Origin of the sequence: Flavobacterium psychroterrae (assembly GCF_018380615.1) — a bacterium.
GTDB lineage: Bacteria > Bacteroidota > Bacteroidia > Flavobacteriales > Flavobacteriaceae > Flavobacterium > Flavobacterium psychroterrae.
Genome location: NZ_JAGYVZ010000012.1, coordinates 127,836 through 146,790, shown reverse-complemented (window position 1 = coordinate 146,790; position 18,955 = coordinate 127,836). Strand labels below are relative to the sequence as shown.

General features: G+C 35.3%; 16 protein-coding genes and 2 pseudogenes. 9 read left to right on the top strand and 9 right to left on the bottom strand.

The window, feature by feature from the left end; all coding sequences use genetic code 11:
• Nucleotides 1-96: 96 nt before the first annotated feature.
• Both KHA90_RS14080 and KHA90_RS14075 read right to left on the bottom strand, forming a co-directional pair.
• Nucleotides 97-1,110: pseudogene (locus KHA90_RS14080) on the bottom strand (zinc-binding alcohol dehydrogenase family protein).
• Nucleotides 1,111-1,377: 267 nt separating this feature from the next.
• Nucleotides 1,378-2,256, bottom strand: coding sequence for an NmrA family NAD(P)-binding protein (locus tag KHA90_RS14075; protein ID WP_213301339.1), 879 nt, complete (start codon nucleotides 2,254-2,256; stop codon nucleotides 1,378-1,380).
• Nucleotides 2,257-2,338: 82 nt separating this feature from the next.
• On the opposite strand from KHA90_RS14075, the gene KHA90_RS14070 reads away from it, so the two are divergent.
• The 3 genes from KHA90_RS14070 (at nucleotide 2,339) to KHA90_RS14060 (ending at nucleotide 3,869) form a co-directional block, all read left to right on the top strand.
• Complete coding sequence (locus tag KHA90_RS14070) at nucleotides 2,339-2,707, top strand: winged helix-turn-helix transcriptional regulator (protein WP_213301336.1); 369 nt, start codon at nucleotides 2,339-2,341, stop codon at nucleotides 2,705-2,707.
• 73 nt (nucleotides 2,708-2,780) lie between these two features.
• Nucleotides 2,781-3,212: a DoxX family protein gene (locus KHA90_RS14065; protein WP_213301333.1), complete on the top strand. Its 432-nt coding sequence runs from the start codon at nucleotides 2,781-2,783 to the stop codon at nucleotides 3,210-3,212.
• A gap of 444 nt (nucleotides 3,213-3,656) precedes the next feature.
• Complete coding sequence (locus tag KHA90_RS14060; protein ID WP_213301329.1) at nucleotides 3,657-3,869, top strand: hypothetical protein; 213 nt, start codon at nucleotides 3,657-3,659, stop codon at nucleotides 3,867-3,869.
• A gap of 445 nt (nucleotides 3,870-4,314) precedes the next feature.
• Here the strand turns inward: KHA90_RS14060 and KHA90_RS14055 are convergent, their stop codons facing one another.
• Nucleotides 4,315-4,896: a Crp/Fnr family transcriptional regulator gene (locus KHA90_RS14055; RefSeq protein ID WP_213301326.1), complete on the bottom strand. Its 582-nt coding sequence runs from the start codon at nucleotides 4,894-4,896 to the stop codon at nucleotides 4,315-4,317.
• A 57-nt stretch (nucleotides 4,897-4,953) separates the two neighbouring features.
• A complete protein-coding gene (locus KHA90_RS14050) occupies nucleotides 4,954-5,409 on the bottom strand; it encodes a peroxiredoxin (RefSeq protein WP_213301323.1) in 456 nt (151 codons plus the stop codon).
• A 244-nt stretch (nucleotides 5,410-5,653) separates the two neighbouring features.
• Here KHA90_RS14050 and KHA90_RS14045 point away from each other — a divergent pair, with 244 nt between their 5' ends.
• The 3 genes from KHA90_RS14045 to KHA90_RS14035 all read left to right on the top strand — a co-directional run bounded on the left by KHA90_RS14045 (nucleotide 5,654) and on the right by KHA90_RS14035 (nucleotide 8,045).
• On the top strand, nucleotides 5,654-6,490 hold the full coding sequence (locus tag KHA90_RS14045) for a sulfite exporter TauE/SafE family protein (protein ID WP_213301320.1): 837 nt from the start codon (nucleotides 5,654-5,656) through the stop codon (nucleotides 6,488-6,490).
• Nucleotides 6,491-6,494: 4 nt separating this feature from the next.
• Entirely contained in the window at nucleotides 6,495-6,884 is a 390-nt protein-coding gene (locus KHA90_RS14040) for a DUF1634 domain-containing protein (RefSeq protein ID WP_244860353.1), read from the top strand.
• Nucleotides 6,885-7,022: 138 nt separating this feature from the next.
• Complete coding sequence (locus KHA90_RS14035; RefSeq protein ID WP_213301314.1) at nucleotides 7,023-8,045, top strand: LLM class flavin-dependent oxidoreductase; 1,023 nt, start codon at nucleotides 7,023-7,025, stop codon at nucleotides 8,043-8,045.
• Between the two features lie 322 nt (nucleotides 8,046-8,367).
• On the opposite strand, the gene KHA90_RS14030 is transcribed toward KHA90_RS14035, so the two are convergent.
• A complete protein-coding gene (locus KHA90_RS14030; RefSeq protein WP_244860351.1) occupies nucleotides 8,368-9,996 on the bottom strand; it encodes a TonB-dependent siderophore receptor in 1,629 nt (542 codons plus the stop codon).
• Nucleotides 9,996-10,745 (bottom strand): carboxypeptidase-like regulatory domain-containing protein, encoded by a 750-nt coding sequence (locus KHA90_RS25400; protein WP_244860348.1) that lies wholly within the window; start codon nucleotides 10,743-10,745, stop codon nucleotides 9,996-9,998. Before KHA90_RS25400 ends, KHA90_RS14030 begins: the two co-directional genes overlap by 1 nt.
• A 473-nt stretch (nucleotides 10,746-11,218) precedes the next feature.
• Here KHA90_RS25400 and KHA90_RS14025 point away from each other — a divergent pair, with 473 nt between their 5' ends.
• On the top strand, nucleotides 11,219-12,499 hold the full coding sequence (locus tag KHA90_RS14025; protein ID WP_213301311.1) for an acetyl-CoA C-acetyltransferase: 1,281 nt from the start codon (nucleotides 11,219-11,221) through the stop codon (nucleotides 12,497-12,499).
• Nucleotides 12,500-12,747: 248 nt separating this feature from the next.
• Here the strand turns inward: KHA90_RS14025 and KHA90_RS14020 are convergent, their stop codons facing one another.
• Nucleotides 12,748-13,359, bottom strand: coding sequence for an FMN-dependent NADH-azoreductase (locus tag KHA90_RS14020; protein ID WP_213301308.1), 612 nt, complete (start codon nucleotides 13,357-13,359; stop codon nucleotides 12,748-12,750).
• Nucleotides 13,360-13,568: 209 nt separating this feature from the next.
• Between KHA90_RS14020 and KHA90_RS14015 the strand changes: the two are divergent.
• Together KHA90_RS14015 and KHA90_RS14010 are read left to right on the top strand one after the other, a co-directional pair.
• A pseudogene (locus tag KHA90_RS14015) lies at nucleotides 13,569-13,838 on the top strand (winged helix-turn-helix transcriptional regulator); the annotation flags it as partial.
• Between the two features lie 61 nt (nucleotides 13,839-13,899).
• Nucleotides 13,900-16,818, top strand: a complete 2,919-nt coding sequence (locus KHA90_RS14010) for a PQQ-dependent sugar dehydrogenase (RefSeq protein ID WP_213301304.1) — start codon at nucleotides 13,900-13,902, stop codon at nucleotides 16,816-16,818.
• Between the two features lie 270 nt (nucleotides 16,819-17,088).
• Here KHA90_RS14010 and KHA90_RS14005 read toward each other — a convergent pair whose 3' ends face one another.
• The gene (locus KHA90_RS14005) at nucleotides 17,089-18,414 is read right to left on the bottom strand and encodes a S41 family peptidase (RefSeq protein WP_213301299.1); all 1,326 of its coding nucleotides are present in this window, start codon (nucleotides 18,412-18,414) and stop codon (nucleotides 17,089-17,091) included.
• Nucleotide 18,415: 1 nt separating this feature from the next.
• Nucleotides 18,416-18,856, bottom strand: a complete 441-nt coding sequence (locus tag KHA90_RS14000) for a MarR family winged helix-turn-helix transcriptional regulator (protein WP_213301296.1) — start codon at nucleotides 18,854-18,856, stop codon at nucleotides 18,416-18,418.
• Between the last annotated feature and the right edge of the window lie 99 nt (nucleotides 18,857-18,955).

Sequence of the window (18,955 nt, the reverse complement as noted above, 5' to 3'; positions counted from 1 at the left end):
ACACATCAAAATCCTTAAAATAACCAGAATCTACTTTATTGCAAACAGGCTGTCATAAAATGACAGCCTGTTTTGTTTTATAAATATTTTATAAATTTAAAACTTAATAGCAATTTTACCAATAGTTTTACCTGATTCCAGTAATTCGTGTGCCTTTTTGAAATTTTCTACATTTAAGCCAATAAGCGTTTCATTCAGCGTTGATTTTAATATCCCTTCATCTAATAAATCAGCAATTTTGTTCAGTATATTATGTTGTTCCTGCATATCATCGGTTTCAAACATCGAACGTGTGTACATTAATTCCCATGAAAATGATACACTTTTATTCTTCAATTTGTTTAATGCAACAGGATCACTACTTCCTGTAATCGAGGCAATATGTCCTTGTGGCTTAATCAGTTCCACCATTGCATCCCAATATAAATTAGTATCAACAAAGTCTACGATAAAATCAACGTTTTTAAATCCCGCTTCATGAACAGAAGCGATTAAATCCTGGTGATCCACCACAAAATCAGCACCTTGTTGTTTACACCAATCGATAGTTTCCTGACGCGACGCTGTTGCAATAACGGTTAAACCTGCTATTTTTTTAGCCAGTTGAATCGCGATGGAACCCACTCCGCCAGCACCGCCAATGATTAAAATCGATTTGCCTTTGTCTTTTTCAGGATTGATTCTGATACGGTCAAATAATATTTCCCAAGCCGTTAAACCCGTCAAAGGCATTACTGCGGCTTCTTCAATACTAAGTGATTTTGGTTTTCTGCCCACAATTCGTTCGTCGATAATCTGATATTCGGCGTTGCTTCCTGGTTTGGTGATATCTCCGGCATAATAAACTTCGTCGCCAATTTTAAATAAACTCACATCAGATCCAACAGCTTCCACAATACCAACAGCGTCCCAACCAATGATTTTTGGTGTTTCTAAAACGGTATCTTTTGCGCTATTCTGACGTATTTTATAATCAACCGGATTAACCGAAACCGCACTTATTTTTACCAGTAAATCGCGTGAACCAGGAACTGGCTTTGTAGTTTAAAATGCTGTAAAACTCTCTTTTTCAGTTATTGACAATGATGTTTTAAATCCTATAGCTTTCATATGTATAATTTTTAAGTTGTAATTCTATTACAAAGATAATAGCAGATTCAATTTTAGAAATGGTATAACTTGATTGTATATCTGTATAAATTTATCAATTTGGTTTTTAAAACAAAAAAAGCCGATTGTACAAACTATACAATCGGCTTTTAAGATACACAAAGCTAGCTCTGTGAAAGAAATATATTTGTTTTTGCGTTCTTTTTAAATTTAAAATCTATGTCCCGATAGCTATTGGGACCATGCCTTTAATTGAACTTTTGTTACTTAAAACTTCGCAGCAAATTCTTTCGCAAAATCTTCTAATTTAATTTTTCCGTCAACAGCGGTTTTACTGTTTAAAAAATGCTCCTGAATTTTCCCGCTTCTTAAACCTGAACCCATTTCGGCATATAATTCGGCTATTTCAATTGGCAAACCCGCTTCTTTCATTCCGCCAAGAGCTTGTTCATCAGTAAATTCAATCCACGGTAATTCCGGTTTATCAATAGCCAGACCTAAAACCTTTGCAACATCACTTGATGTACGAACATCGCTTATAATATAACGAATGTCTTTTCCTGAAGGAGTTTTTTGTAATTCCTCAGCAACAGCATCGGCAATATCCACAGGATGTACAAACGGAATTGTAGTTGCAGCAGAGTAATTAGATCCAATAATTCCCGCGCCTTTTATCATTGGAACATCATTGTACAGATTAGTAAAGAAAAATCCTGCACGCAAAAAAGTTAATGAAACGTTTTCTAAAGTTTCATATATTTTTTCGATGTTGTAAAGTCCCGCAATTGGTCCATTTCCGCCAGATAAATCTGCACCAATACTGCTCAGCATTACGGCGCGCTTCACTCCTGCTTCTTTTATTGCAGCTGCAAATGCTTTTCCTGCTTCTGTAGTATTGTCAATAACATTTGATCCTCCCATATTTGGCGGTGTCATTGCAAAAACGGCATCAGCATTTGTAAATGCATTTTTCAAAAAAGCAGCATCGCCAACTGAACCTACGGCTGCTTTTGCGCCTAAAGCTTCAATAGCTTCTACTCTGTCATTATTACTTGTAATCACCGTTACGTCATGTCCTGAAGCAACAAGTTTTGTGGTTAAAGGTTTTCCAATGTTTCCTAATGAACCTGAAATTGTAATTTTCATATCTAAATTATTTTTTATTATCTCAAACAAAGGTATATTTGTACTTACTTATATACAAGTACTTACCCTAAAGTATGCACAAATGACAGCAATTAAAGAATCATCGACAATTCAGGAAAACAAGCAATATGCCTTAGAAAAATGTCCTGTTACTTATGTAATGGAAAAAATTGGCGGATATTGGAAACCCATTATTATCTACCATCTTTCTGGCGGCAGTAAACGCTACAGCGAATTAAAAAGAGCTATTCCGGCAATAACAGAAAAAATGTTAATCCAGCATTTAAAGCAGCTCGAAGCAGATAATCTTGTTATTAGAGAAGCAAAACCAGTTGTTCCGCCTTTTGTAACTTACAGACTTAGTAATGCCGGAAATGGTTTGATGCCCGTTATTGAAGCAATGGCATCATGGGCTTTTAAGGATAAAGAAGACGGTTTTAATGCATCGTAAAAGCAATTTTTAACCCGAAATTGATATACAAAGTTGCCAAACATCTCTTTATATTTACGTAAAAATTAGAAAGATGAAAAACATATCAATACCACAAGCTGGTTTAATTTTAAGAGTTGTACTTGGAATCACAATGTTATCCGCCGTTGCAGATCGCTTCGGGTTTTGGGGAGCGCCGGGATCTCCTGGAGTTGCATGGGGAAATTGGGAAAATTTCATCGCCTACACACAGACCTTGAACTCATTTGCAAGTAAATCTGTAGCGGGAATATTAGGCGCATTGGCAACATTTTTCGAGATTGCATTTGGTATTTCGTTAATTCTCGGCTTCAAAACGAGATATGCAGCTTTAGGAACCTCAGCATTAATGTTGCTTTTTGCAATTAGCATGGCGATTTCAATTTCAATAAAAGCACCTTTTGACTATTCGGTTTTAACAAGTGCTGCAGCCGCTTTATTGCTTTCTTCCATTGGTAAAACTTCCTTTGCGCTTGACAATAAATAGTTTTCATTTTAATAATTTGTAGCTATTCCTGCTCCCGAAGCTTCGGGACGCTTGTATCTTTTCCTTGCTAAAAAGCCAGAAAAAGGATACCACTACTATCCTACCGTCTGGACACAAGTACAAAACAAACACGAATTCAATAATTGACACTAATTTAGTTTGTGGAATTAATTTCACAAACTAAATTAACCTATTAAAATTTGTGCAAATTCGTGAAATTCGTGTTCAAAATTGATTAATAATATTTGTGTCCAGACGGTAGACTACTGTCAGGGCTAGGTATTTAATTTTCATAAGAAATTTCTATTTTCAAAAATAACTGCGCAAATCATTTTAAGATATTAATAATGAGTATTTTATAAACTCAATCAAGAATCATGTAAAGAATTAAAATGCTAACTATTTAAATTTGAAATAATTAATTATTAACGAAATAAATAAATTATGAAAACATCATTCAAATCAAAAGTGGCATTTCTTTTTGTTTTAATTGGATTATCATTTTCATGCAAGAAAAATGACACAATCCCTGCAGAGAATACTTATGTTGATTCTACCGAAACAACAGTTGATACTGTAAGCACTTCAGTAGATACAGCAACTGTAGTACCAGATTCAGCTGCTATAAAAACAGATACTGTGGGAAAAATGAAATAATAGATTTTAAATCCTTAAAGTTTTAGACTATTTTATAAAAAGCTTCATTATTTTGTAATGGGGCTTTTTTAATTATAATCTATATCTAGAATGAATTAATCCATTGAACGCAAAGTAACCACAATATTGTCTTTCTGAGGAACGAAGAATCTCCGCAAGAAACTCCGCAAAGATAGCGTACACCAATTGTAACGGTTACTAACGGAGATTCTTCGTTCCTCAGAATGACAGAGCGGACGTAATAAAAATTGGGAAAAGAAACTGCGCGAAAATTATTTACAATAAAATCCCAACTAACAAAGAATGGAATAAAATCCATCCCCACAATATGTTCTTTTTCTCCGGAACTCCTGATAAAATTACGAAGGAATGATTTATTTTGTAGCTAGTCCCGATAGTTATCGGGATTAATCCATTGAACGCAAAGTAACCACAATATATATAATCACCCCAATCTCTTCCTAATCCTGCTTAACGATTGACTTGTAATCCCAAGATAAGACGCAATATGAAATAAGGCAATTCGATTCAGAATTTCGGGTTGTTCTTTTTGTAATTTTGTATAACGTTGTTCCACATTATTAAAAAGGAGCTCTTCCATTCTGGATTGAGCGTAGATAAAAAACAATTCGGCTAAAAGTCTTCCTGTATTTGCCCATCCGTTATTGACGTTATACAAATTCTGAAGATCTTTGTATTTTATAGCATATAATTCGGCATCTTCCATAGCTTCAACATAATAAGCGCAAGGATATTGGTAAACAAAACTGGCAAAGGAAACAATAAATTTCCCTTCAGAGAAGAAAAACATATTTCTGTCTTCCATCGCTTTTTCATCATAATAATAAATTCTGAAAATTCCTTTTCGGATAAAGCCAAGATCGGAGCACACAAAATTCTGCATATTAAAAAATTCTCCTTTTTTAATAGTTCTCGTGTACCAATATTGATTCCCTTTGTCAAAATCTACCTCTGAAAGATTCGAAAAATCGTGCAGAAAATCAAATAATTCCTTTTTATCACTCATATAAAAACAGGTAAGCCCAGCTCAAATGAACCGGGCTTAAAAGTAGCGAATTAACTATTACTTTGTTTTTAAAAACTCCAATACTTCTTTTGCATGAGCGGCTCCTTTAAAGAAATCTCTAAATTTGTAGATTACAATTCCTTTATCATTTAAAACAAAAGTTTCTCTGCCTGTTAAAAACAACGCTTTCTTAACTCCAAATTGCTTAATCACTTTATTTCCCGGATCACTTAATAGTTTAAAAGGCAATCTGTTTTTTTCGGCAAAAGTTTTATGACTTTCTATACCGGCGCCATTAATTCCCAGAACTTGAATTCCGGCATCGGTAAAATCCTGATAACTGTCACGAAAAGCACAGGCTTCTTTAGTACAAACACCGCTTTCATCTTTTGGATAAAAATAAATTACTGTGGTGATTCCAAGCGTATCAGTTGCGCTGTTGAAATTATTTCCGTTTTGGTCTTGTAGCGTAAAATGAGGTATTTTATCTCCAACTTTTAATTCATTTATCATTTTTAATTTGTTTAAATTTTATAGTGCAAATTTGATCCTAAATAATAGTTGCCAAATTAACTTAAGGTAATTTCTATTTAAAAAGTTCCATTATCTAAAACAGAAAAACCTCATAACTCTTTAGTTTTAAAAATTTTATTTCAATTTTAATTTATGCGTTCACATTTTTAAGGTTTATTTAAGCTCGTAAATCCTCTCAGAATAAATATGTATTCGTAAATTAGCATCAACAAAATTTATCCGAATGACAGTACTTACATTTACCCTGATTATGATTCTTGGTGCTTTTTTAGCAGGTTTTATTGGTTCATTATCAGGCTTGGGTGGCGGAATCATTATAATTCCCCTTTTAACAGTCATTCTTGGCGTTGATATTCATTATGCAATTGGTGCGGCATTGGTTTCTGTAATCGCCACTTCTTCAGGTTCAGCTGCGGCGTATGTCAGGGAAGGAATCACGAATATGCGACTGGGAATTTTTCTCGAAATTGCCACCACAATCGGAGCAGTTTGCGGAGCTTTACTTTCTACAATCGCTCCTACTTCATTCATTGCTGTATTATTTGGACTTACCTTGATTTTCTCGGCTATCAATTCACTTCGCAAAAAAGAAGAACATATTGTTTTAGAATCAAGCCCTTTAGCTAAAAAACTTCGATTAGCAGGAACTTATCCTTCACACGATGGAGAAGTTATCAGCTACGGAACTAAAAATGTTATTGGCGGTTTTAGCATGATGGGAATTGCGGGAATGATGTCCGGTTTATTAGGAATTGGTTCCGGTGCTTTTAAAGTAATTGCAATGGACAATATTATGAGAATTCCGTTTAAGGTATCTACCACAACCAGTAATTTTATGATGGGAGTTACAGCAATGGCGAGTTCTGTGATTTATATTCAAAAAGGATATATTGAACCCGGAATTTGCATGCCTGTTGTAATTGGTGTTTTGTTTGGCGCAATGGCGGGAGCAAAAGTATTGGTTAAAACCAACCCTAAAAAACTAAGAATCTTTTTTGCGTGCCTGATTTTTGTGCTTGCAGTAAATATGATATACAACGGACTTAATGGAAAAATCTAAGGTTATGCAAAAGGAAAAATTTGGAGAAAAAGATTTTCAAACCATCATAGGGAATTTATTGCGATACGGCGTCTGGATTTCATTATCAGTCGCTTTTATTGGCGGAATTGTCTATTTAATGGCACATAGTACTGATATTGAAAATTACTCTGTATTTCATGAAAATGACCGTAATATATTCGAAGTAATTTCGGCAATCTATAATGGAGCCATTTTGGGAAATGGAGAATCATTGATATTTGTTGGGATTATTTTATTATTTCTAACGCCGGTTTTACGTGTTTTACTTTCGTTATTTTCTTTTTTATTAGAGAAGGATTATCTGTATGTGGTGATTACATTGATCGTTATTATCATTATTTTGATCAGTGTTTCCTTTGGATTCTCACATTGAAAGATGCTTTAAGCTATAAGCTTTAGGCACTAGGCTTTCAAAGCTTGCGCATAAAACCTCTAAAGCTAAATAACAACAATTGCTAAACGCGAAAAAGCTTAAAGCTTATCGCCTAAAGCCTAAAGCTAAAAAAAAAAAATGGAAATAGGAATTGACAGTTTTGCTTCGGCAATGTACGGGGACAACAATACTTTGAGTAGTGTTGATGCGATGGAACAATTATTGCAAAGAATCGAACTTGCAGATCAGGCTGGTCTTGATGTTTTTGGAATTGGAGAACATCATAAAAAGGAGTTTTTAGATTCGGCTACAGCCGTAATATTAAGCGCTGCCGCTGCCCGAACAAAACGTATCAGGCTAGCAAGTGCCGTTTCGGTTTTAAGTGCCGTTGATCCCGTAAGATTGTATCAAAGTTTTGCAACGCTTGATTTAATTTCGAAAGGAAGGGCCGAAATCGTCGCAGGACGTGGATCTGCAATCGAAGCTTATCCTCTTTTCGGATATAATCTAAATGATTATGATGCGCTTTTTAAGGAGAAATTAGAATTATTACTTCAAATCAGGGATAATGAATTTGTAACATGGTCGGGGAAATTTCGACCGGCTTTGAATAATCTTCCCGTTTATCCAAGAGCAGTACAGGAAAAAATGCCCATTTGGTTAGGCGTTGGCGGAACTCCGGAATCTTTTGTGAGAGCCGGATCTATGGGATTGCCTTTAATGGTCGCTGTTATTGGCGGACAAACACATCGTTTTAAACCTTTGGTTGATTTGTATCGTGAAGCCGGAAAAGCCGCCGGTTATAAACCCGAAGAACTAAAAGTTGGTTTACATTCACCAGGTTTTGTGGGAAGTACGACAGAAAAAGCCATATCAGAATATTATCCGGGTTATGCTGAACTCTGGACGAAACTAGGAAGAGAACGCGGTTGGCCTCCTGTAACTAAAGACAAATTTGATATGCTTATTGATGATGAAGGTGTATTAGTTGTTGGTGATCCAGAACGTATTGCAGAGAAAATTTTACGTCACAGTGAATCCCTTGGCGGAATCTCAAGGTTTACTTTCCAAATGGATAATGCAGGTTTAACACACACACAATTGATGAATGCTATTGAACTTATAGGTTCTAAAGTTATTCCATTAATTCATAAAGGATAGTTTTTTTGCCCACGGATGGTACGGATTAAACTGGTTTGCACGGATTTTTTTTTAATCAACTGATTAAGCGGACTTTTACTGATCTTTATTTTTTTTGTCGCTCACGATAATCATCAAGATTAACAGGTTTTAAGAACAAAAATCAGCGAAAACCCGTTTTATCTGTCTAAAATCCGTGGGCAAAACATATTCTTACATATCTTCAAAACAAAAAAGCATCCGCCATAACGACGGATGCTTTTTTTATATTTTTTACAAATTACTACAATAATTAAACCAGTGTAAACCCGTTTAAATCTGTAAAATCCGTGAGCAAAAAAATTTAGAATTTGTATGTTACACCAACTCTAAAGTTTCTTGGTGCTTCTGTTTGCCAGTAGTAAGCAGAAAGCCATTCGTAATAAGAACCGCTGTAAAGATATTTATCAAGAATATTAAATACGTTTGCAGTAACTTTAAATTTAGAAGTTTCATATGATAATCCTCCATCCAATTTAAAATAACTTGGTAATTTTTCAAGTCCTACACTCCAGCTATCTGTTTGACGTCCATCAAGGAAAGTTCCTCCAATCGAAGCTCCTAATCCTTTCAATTTTCCGCCCTGAATTGTATAATTTAACCAGGCATTTGCCGTATGTTTTGCATATCCGGGAACAATAGAACCTTCCTTAATAGTTGTAACATTAGACTCAAGTACAGTAGATTCTGTAAAAGCATAATTAGCAATTAAATTAAGACCATCAAAGATTTTTCCTCTTAAGTCAAATTCAACACCCTGTGCTCTTTTTTCTCCAAGAACAACACTATATTGTTGACCTGGTGTATTCATTGGGTCAGAAGTAAGTTCGTTTTTCTTTAAGATATTGTAAGCAGATAAACTTGTACTCCAAGAACCGTCAAACCAATCTTTTTTTATACCAAATTCAATATTATTACCCGTTAATGGTTTTACTTCGCCATCTAAAACAATACCTGATTGTGGTGTAAAAGCCTGATCATATAATCCGTAAACAGCTAAACTTTCAGTCACGGAGTAGCTAAGTCCTACACGAGGTGTAATGTGACTATCTTCCTGTGTTTCACCAAAACTTGACTGACTAATCCAGGTATATCTCGCAGCAAGAGTTAATCTTAATTTATTTTCAAAAAAACCAAGTTCATCCTGAATATATGCAGCAGCATATTCTGAATTCATTTTACCACCAGCTCTAATTGAAAGCGGCGTTGTATGATCAAAAGCGGGGAAACCGTTAGATGGTGTTCCATAATTAGGATTGTAAACATTAAATGGATTTTCGGGAGTATCCAGATCATGAGATTGTCCCCAATCTGCCATATAATCTTTGCTTCCTAAATCAACTCCTCCTAATATCTTATGTGTAATTGCTCCTGTGGTGAACTTTCCGTTTACAAATATCTGACCTAAGTACATATTACTTTCTGCATCCCAGATACCAACATCTCTAATAATATTTCCCTTTCCAAGAGCATTATCGTCTGAACCTACAGCACTTGGCCATGAGCTATACCCTTGTTGAAGATATTTAAAATAAGAAGTTTGTGCTGTCAGTTTCCAGTTATCATCAAATTTATGTTCAAACATAAGATAACCGCTATGATCCTGTATATTAGTATCCGGCAATCCTGGCTGCGTCATTGTAAACCCAACCGGTAAAGTTGCATATCCCTCAGATGCAGGACCAAATACATAATAAGAACCTACCTCAGTCATATTGGCATACTGGAAATTATATTCCGCAGTAATTTTTGTTTTATCATCAACCTGATAAGTAATAACCGGGGCAATTACATAACGGTCATTGTGTTCAAATGCTCTGTGAGAACCTTTGTTTTGTGCAGCTGCATTAAAACGATATAATAATTTACCTTTTTTATCCAGTTTTCCGTCAAGATCAATACTTGCTCTGTAAAAATCATAACTTCCCGCCATTACAGTAGCTTCACCTTTAGTAATTCCGGTTGGTTTTTAGTCACCACGTTATAAAGTCCACTTGGATCACCGCTTGAAAGCATAAATCCAGCAGGTCCTTTTACAAATTCGATATGATCTACAAAGCTCATATCTTCGGTTAAAGGTCCCCAAAAAGAAGAAACCACGTTAAAACCATTACGAAAAGCCTGAACTTGAGAACCACGCATTTTAATATTTGTATATAAATCTCCCCAATGCTCTGAACGTACAGCACCACTCACGTTTCTGATAACCCCATCACTCATACTTGTAATTTGCTGGTCTTTTAAAGTCTGACCATTAACAATCTGAATGTTTTGAGGAATTTCAAGTACGGGAGTCTGAAGACGCAATGATAATGAAGGCTTATCTTGCTTGTACTTGTTTTTTGTAATTACTACTTCATCAAGATCTTCCTGACTTTCAGCAAGCATGAAGTTTTTAGTTGTAGTTTGTTTTGCGTTAACGATAATTTGGTCTTCGATTGGATGAATCCCAACTGAATGAATACTAATAGTATAACTTGCCGGTTTTACATTTTTAATTTCATACTGTCCTTTTTCATTCGTAACCGCAGTATATTTTGTTCCTCTTAGCACTACAGATACATTTTCTGCCGGCGCGTTTCCGCTTAGCGAAACTTTCCCAGTCACTTTTCCCAGTTCCTGACTCATCATGGGCAATGAGCTTAGAAACACAAGAAAAAATAAAACTTTTTTTATTGTCATGTTATTCATTTTAATTGGTTTTGATTTCGGTGGCAAAAGTAATAGCTAAAAGTCTGTTTTCCAAATTATTTTTAATCATTCTAAATAAAAACAAATTATAATGCAGTTTCATTCTTCTAAAGATTAATAATTCAAATGTTTAATCTTTTTAATATGTGACATTTGTGGCAAAAAATTTCTTTTATATCGCCACAGATTAAAATGATTAAAAACAGTTCTTTCACACAGCTATGTGCATTTTAAATAAGTGAAACGCCTTTTAAGAATATAAAATCTAAGTCCCGCTATCGGGACTATGTGTTAAAAATTAATCTGCATGGCAAGGAGTAAATATTTTTTTATCATTTATCCCGATAGCTACTGGTGGCAAAAAATCCCAGTTTAAAAAAATTAATCTTTTTAATCTTTCAAATCTGTGGCAAAAAAAATCTACTTACCTTTAATCTTTCGAACAAAAACTAATCTTAAAATATATGAATACCACTTCTACAGTTAGAAAAGTTGCAATCGTTGGTTATAACAGGATTCCGTTTGCAAGGGCTAATACGGCCTACGCCGAAGTTGGAAATCAACAAATGATGACCGCTGCACTTAACGGACTTATTGATAAATACAATTTGCAAGGAAAACTACTTGGTGAAGTTGCCGGAGGTGCCGTAATCAAACATACTTATGATAATAATTTGATTAGAGAATGTGTAATGAAAACCGCTCTCGATCCCGCAACTCCAGCCTGTGATTTACAACAAGCATGCGATACGGGAATTGAAAGTGCCATATATATTGCCAACAAAATTGCGCTTGGACAAATAGATTCCGGAATTGCCGGAGGAGTTGATTCTATCAGCGATATGCCAATTGCAGTGAGTGAAAAACTGAGAAAAATTTTACTGAATGCCCGAAAAGCAAAATCAGTAGGCGAAAAAATAAAACTGTTTCTACAACTTCGTCCGAAGGATTTATCGCCGTTAGTTCCAAAAAACGAAGAATCACAAACCGGACTTTCTATGGGCGGTCATACCGAAATTACTGCAAAACATTACCAGATATCCCGTGAGGATCAGGACAATTTAGCGCTAAAAAGCCATCTTAATATGGCAAAAGCGTATGATGAAGGTTTTTTTGATGATATGATTACTCCGTTTAACGGATTAGACAAAGACAATAATCTGAGGAAAGACAGCACTATTGAAAAACTGGCAAAATTAAATCCTGCTTTTGATAAAGTAAACGGCACGCTTACCGCAGGAAATTCAACTCCATTAACAGATGGTGCTTCTTGTATACTTTTAGCAAGTGAGGAATGGGCTAAAGAAAATAATCTTCCAATTTTGGCTTACATTACTTTCGCTGAAATTGCGGCTATTGAATATGTCAAAAATCAACAAAATCTTTTGTTAGCGCCTTTATTTGCCGCCAGCAGAATGCTTGACAAAGCTGGACTGACTTTGCAGGATTTTGATTATTACGAAATCCACGAAGCTTTTGCAGCACAAGTTTTGGCTACTTTAAAAATTTGGGAAAGCCCGGAACTCAGCGCACAATTAGGTTTAAAGAAAACTCTGGGTGCAATTGACAGAAATAAATTAAATGTAAAAGGAAGTTCTCTTGCAGCCGCGCATCCTTTTGCCGCAACCGGAGGAAGAATCATTGGCGTTATGGCAAAATTACTAAACGAAAAAGGTTCAGGAAGAGGTTTTATCTCCATTTGTGCCGCCGGAGGACAAGGAGTTACCATGATTATTGAGAAGTAATAATGTCAAAATTATCTTTGTCAAAGTTCAAAAAATTTAATAAAGATTACTAAGTTTGATACAAATTGTTTTTTCAGTCCCAGCGGGACAACATATTTATAGAAAATTAGAAATTTATAGAACAGAACCCCATCGGGGTGTTATTTAATTTACGAAAAATGTTTATACGACAAACCCGACAGGTTGTAAAAACCTGTCGGGTTTATACAATTACGAAAATGTCCAACAATCGTAATTTTATCTTCAGTTTAAAAAGCAAATTCTTCTACTGCGTTTAAAGCTTTAGGCAAAGCATTTTCAGCAAAGTCAGGAATTGCAGTTCCTTCTACACGAAAAGTAGTAATATCGGTAATCCCTAAAAATCCTAAAACCGTTCGCAAATAAGGCTCTGAGAAGTCATAACTTTTATAAGGTCCATCAGAAAAAATAGCGCCTGAAGCAATAGACAAAAACACTTTTTTATCTGTCAATAATCCTTTTGGTCCATTTTCATCATAACTAAAAGTTTTACCTGCACGCGCAACCTGATCGATCCAGCCTTTTAATACCGCTGGGATTCCAAAATTATAAAGCGGAACACCAATGACAATAATATCAGCTTCTAAAAGTTCAGTTGTTGCAAGATCAGATGGTCTTAAAGTTTCTTTGTGGGCTTCTGTACGATTTTCTTCCGGAGTGTAAAAAGCACTAATATCCAATTCACTCAAGTAAGGCAGAGGCGTTTTAGAAAGATCAAGCGTTTTAACCTGGGTTTCGTTATATTCTGCTTCCAATTTTTCCAGAATTGCATTCGATAATTTATTACTAAAAGAAGCATCGCCTTTAATGCTTGTTACTATATTCAGAATCTTTTTGCTCATATTTATTATTATTTTGTTTATGATACAAACTTATCTACATTTGCTATCTCTTTTATAGTACTATCCTGGAGGATAGCGCTTTCCTTGAGGATAGTAACATTATTTATATGGAAACAAAAATCGATAATTTAAAAGAATTAGTCTGTGAACCAGAAGAATGCCTGGCTTCATTATGACCCGTAAGAGATGCATTAGAAGTTTTAAGCGGAAGATGGAAAATACCAATATTAATCGCTTTATCAAACCGACCAAAACGATTCAAACAAATTTCGAAAGACATCAACGGCATAACCGATAAAATGCTGTCGAAAGAACTTAAAGATCTGGAAATAAACAAGCTTGTAACCCGTACTGTGTATGATACATTCCCGCCAACAGTCGAATACGCCTCTACAGAACACAGTAAATCTTTAAATGGTGTAATTATGGCATTAAAAGACTGGGGAACATTACATCGCAAAGAAATCATTGGAAATTAAATAATTAGGAAGAAAAAGTTTAAATTTGGTTACCCAAATTATAAATTCAATCTGAATAATTATGAAAAAAAATCTACTTACCCTTTTCCAAAAGCAACATTTCAGGCGTATTTTGTATGTCTTTTTTCTATTGCTCTCATCACAGGCAAATTGTCAGTACATTACAGAAACCCTTGCTCCTAATGCAGTAATTAAGGAAGGACTTGCGTTAGAACAATCAGCAGACGGACGAATATTTATTGCTGAAAGAGGCGGAATTGTAAAGGTATTTCAAAACGATATCGTTTCGACCGTTTTTACAGTGGCAACCGTTACAGACAATGAACAAGGCTTACTTGGACTTACTTTACATCCTGATTTTGCCACAAACGGTTATATCTATGTCTTTTATTCTATTAACGATGGCGTAATCCGTCACCGAATTGAAAGAATAAAAATCGACAATGCAAATCAGGTTGTGAGCCGACAGGAAATTTTACTGTTAGAGCCTATCGGACAGGGTTTTCATAATGGTGGAGATTTAAAATTCTTTAAGGGATATCTTTATGTAACGGTTGGAGACAGCCAGCAAAACACCAACGCTCAGGATCTTGACACTTATAAAGGAAAAATCCTAAGAATTACTGAGGAAGGACAACCCGCACCAGGAAATCCGTTTTATGGAACCGGTTCTGTACAAAGACAAAGTATCTGGGTTTATGGTTTCAGAAATCCGTGGAGACTTGTTGCCAATCCCGTAGCCAATAAATTATTTGTTTTGGATGTTGGAACTTCGTGGGAAGAAATCAATGAAATCAGTAACCCAACAATTCGCAATTATGCTTGGGGACATCCGCAAGGTGGTGACGGAAAACAAACTGAAACTGATATTTTTACCAACCCAATTTTTACATACCAAACCGGAAGTATCGGAAACGCTTTAACAAATGGTTTACTCTACAATCCTGTAACATCCCGTTATCCTGATTTGCAGGGAAAATTCATTATTAAGGATTTTGTCAGAAATGCAATTCGTTCATTCGACCCCAATATTGCTGATCCGGAATCAACCGAATTTTATACGGCGCCACAACAACAAGCACTAGGAATGATGTTAGGGAATGATGGTTATATTTATTATTGTGCCTATGGAAATAACGGTGCTTTAATCAAACTAGATTACATTGCAACTGCCGCGCCAACTATAGTAAATCATCCTGTTTCTCAAACCATAATGCAAACTACGCCTGTCACTTTCACCGTTTCGGCAAGTGGCGTGGGACTTACCTACCAATGGCAATTTAACAATGTAAATATTCCCGGAGCAACCGCAGTCAATTATACAATTCCAAACGTTACCACAGGAAATGCAGGCGCTTACAGAGTAATTGTAACCAATACTGCCGGAAATGCAACCAGTAATCCTGCAACTTTAACGGTAACTCCTTTTAATAACACGCCTGTAGTTACCATAGTTTCGCCATTGACATCTTTAAAATGGAATGCTGACGATGTGGTTCACTTTGAAGCAACTGCAACAGATGTCGAAGACGGAATATTACCCGCAAGTGCGTATTCATGGAATATAGACCTTTTTCATGAAGACATTCCCGGAGCGGGACATTCGCATCCAGGCGGAAGTCCGCAAGGTGTAAAATCAGGAGACTTTACTGCCTCTAATCAAGGTGAAAAAACACCGAACGTCTGGTATCGATTTACTGTAAAAGTAACCGATACTAATGGTTTAACAGGAACAGCTTTTGTTGACATTAAACCTAATTTAGTCGATGTTACCGTAACCAGTACTCCTGCTTTATTAGCTTTAGAATTCAATCAGAAACCAGTTACGGCACCAGCAACAAAACAAGTGGTAGCTAATGCAACTGTACAAACATTGAATGCGCCAACTCCGCAATATGTTGGCAATATCAGATATGATTTTGATCATTGGGTTCACGGCGGAGCGGCAAACCAAAACTTTAAAGCTCCGGCAACGGGAACAATCACTTATACTGCTGTTTATACTGCAATCACACTTGGTAATGCTCCATATTTAGGAGCTGTAGCACAAATTCCCGGCATTATAGAAGCTGAGAATTATGATGTGGGACCAACTGCTTATTTTGATACCAATGGCGGAGGCGATGTACCATACAGACCCGGAGATCGCGTAGGAACCGAAGTTTGTAACGAAGGAGGATTTAATCTTTCCTACGTTGCTAAAGATGAGTGGCTTAAATACACCGCAAAAGTAAATACAGCCGGAAATTATACGATAAATTTCAGAACTTCATCTCCTTATACGAACCGAAAATTGCGCCTTGAAGTAGATGGCGTAAATGTAACCGGAACAATTAATATACCTAATACAGGAGGTTTTCAAGCGTGGCAAACGACTGCAATTCAAAATATTGCTTTAACTCAGGGCGCTCACGTAATCACTTTGTATTTTGAAGAAGCAGATATCAACATCAATAAAATGGAATTTGTATTAACAGGAAGTACAGCAGCACCAATTGCTGATTATGAAGTAAATACACCAATGGGATGCTTGAACACTCCCGTGACATTTACCTCAGTTTCTATAGGAACCGTTGATAATTATGTTTGGAGTTTTGGCGAAGGCGCGCAACCTGCAACAGCAACAGGAGCTGGTCCTCACACCGTAATTTATGGTACTGAAGGAACAAAAACCGTTTCATTAACTGTGAGTAATACCATAGGAAATAACATTAAAAACAATTCTCCTTTTATGGTTCATAATTGCAATCTTGGTATTGAAAATCCAAATGAAGAACCGAATAAAATCACAGTATTTCCAAATCCGTCAACCGGATTATTCCATTTATCAAAAGAACTGGAATGGACTGTTTATTCCCCTTTAGGAACTCAGGTAAAACAAGGATCCGGAAACTTAATCAGCATTTCAGAACATCCGTCAGGAATTTATTTTATCAAAGTAAAAGGAACTGGAAAAGCGATTTCTATAAGTAAACAGTAAAATCACGTTGGTTGTAAAACATTTCAAAACATAGAAATAAATTGCATCCAACAGTTTTAAAAACAAATTGTAATAATGCAAATCCCAAATCTAATACTAGATTTGGGATTTTTTATAACTACAACATTCTTTCTTCTTTCCTCTATACTCTCGCTTCTTGCTTCTTTCCTCTATAATCTTGCTTCTTGCTTCTTTCCTCTATAATCTTGCTTCTTGCTTATTTCCTCTATAATCTATACTCTATAATCTATACTCTTGCTCCTTCACTCTCTACCCCTTCTTATAAATCTTCTCCTGTCCATTCTGATATATCCTCTTAATTTCCGTTACTCCGTTTTTATCCGAAATAACTTTTATACGAAAATCATCAATTCCGTTTAACAGAAACAAATCCTGATCTATCGGAGTAAGTAAAAAACTGGCAATATTATTCCATTTATAATACAAATTATCATTTTCGTATTTCAGTTCAGATTTTCCGAATTTACCTTCATAAGATTTTAAAACAGAAGTTTCAATATGCGCCGCTTTTTGTCTGTTTTTGATAATCGGAATAAACCAATCAAGATTATTTAATGAATCCTTATTTTTTGCCGAAAGCTTTTGCAATGCCAGTATATGAGATTTATTTACAGCTTCTTCGCTTTTGCATAAAACATCGGGAATAACCCCTTTTCCTTCAAAATCCGTATTGGTAATAGGATCTTTCACCTCTCCAACAGGTATAGTTACAAAAAAACCATTTGGCAAAACCTTTCGATCAACCGGATGCGCACCGCCAGCCGTTTTTTCGCCCACAATCGTAACACGTTTCAAGTTTTGAAGAGAATAACTCATCCATTCAGCAGCCGAAAAAGTAATTTCACTTGTTAGAATATAAATATCAATATCCTCCATGCGTTTCCCCGGAACAGAGGGCAATAACCACATTTCCCTGTCGATTTTTTTTCTGTTTTTCTCGTAATAATAATATTTATAAAGCGGTAATTCCTTATTTGAATAAAAATAACTGCTTAAAAATTGTCCCATTTCCATAGCTCCACCGTTATTTTTACGCAAATCTATAATCAGAGCATCAGTATTATTTAAAAATTGCATAACACTGGCAGCCTTTTCGCTTGCTATTGCAGGATCTTCAAAATAATCGAATTCTAAATAGCCAACGTTCCCCTCCAGAATTCGTGCTTGCTGAAAACCAAAATTCCTTTTTTTAGCCGCTGCTAATTCTTCCGCTTTAAGCTTTTTCTGCGATTCTATACTATTATTTTTTTTAGTCGCTGTCCATTCAGGATTATACGTCACACTAAAATGCAAATCTTTACTGACATCGACAAGATCTGCACTCAGTTTTGAAGCAAATTCATTAGGCTTTGAGATGTTTTTATAGCTTCCTTTCTTGTAATTCTCATTCAGTTTTTTAGTTATAGCCGCAATCGAGTTAGGTCGTATATAAAACTCTTCAAGTTCCTTTGATAAAGAATCTATAATTTGTTTTTGATTGATTTCGGTAAGATTAAAATCTTTTGCCGTTTGATTTTGTTGGGAATAGGAACCTATTGATATCGATAGCAATAGTAAATTTAAAAGGTATTTCATTTTATGAAGTTTTACAATTTGAAATTATTTTATGTAGAATTTTATCCAGTAATTCGATTTCTTCAGCCGAAATTCCGTCAAGAGCCGTTTCCCTGTTAAGTTCAAAAACAGGCGATAGTAAAACAACCGTTTTTTTGCCCTTTTCGGTTATTATAAGCTTCGTTTTTCTTTTATCAAATTCATCAATTTCTCTTGTCAGATAATCTTTTTTAACCATCAATTCAATGATTCTTGTAATCGAAGCATTGTCTTTGAATATCAATTTGGCAATTTCTATTTGAGAAATCTTTTCATTATCGTTTAAGATAATTAATACCAGACACTGGTCAACTGTAATATCATTGACAATTTTCTGGATATTTTTCTGGCAAACTTTCCTGTATTCCTTTATTGCCTGTTCGATAGAATAAAGCACGGTTCCGGTTGGGGTTTTCTGTTTCATTTTTTTAAAAGTATTTGATATATCAAATATAAATAAATAATTGATATATCAAATAATTTTTGAAAAATAAGTCGCAATAGGTTTGAATGATGCAAAAAA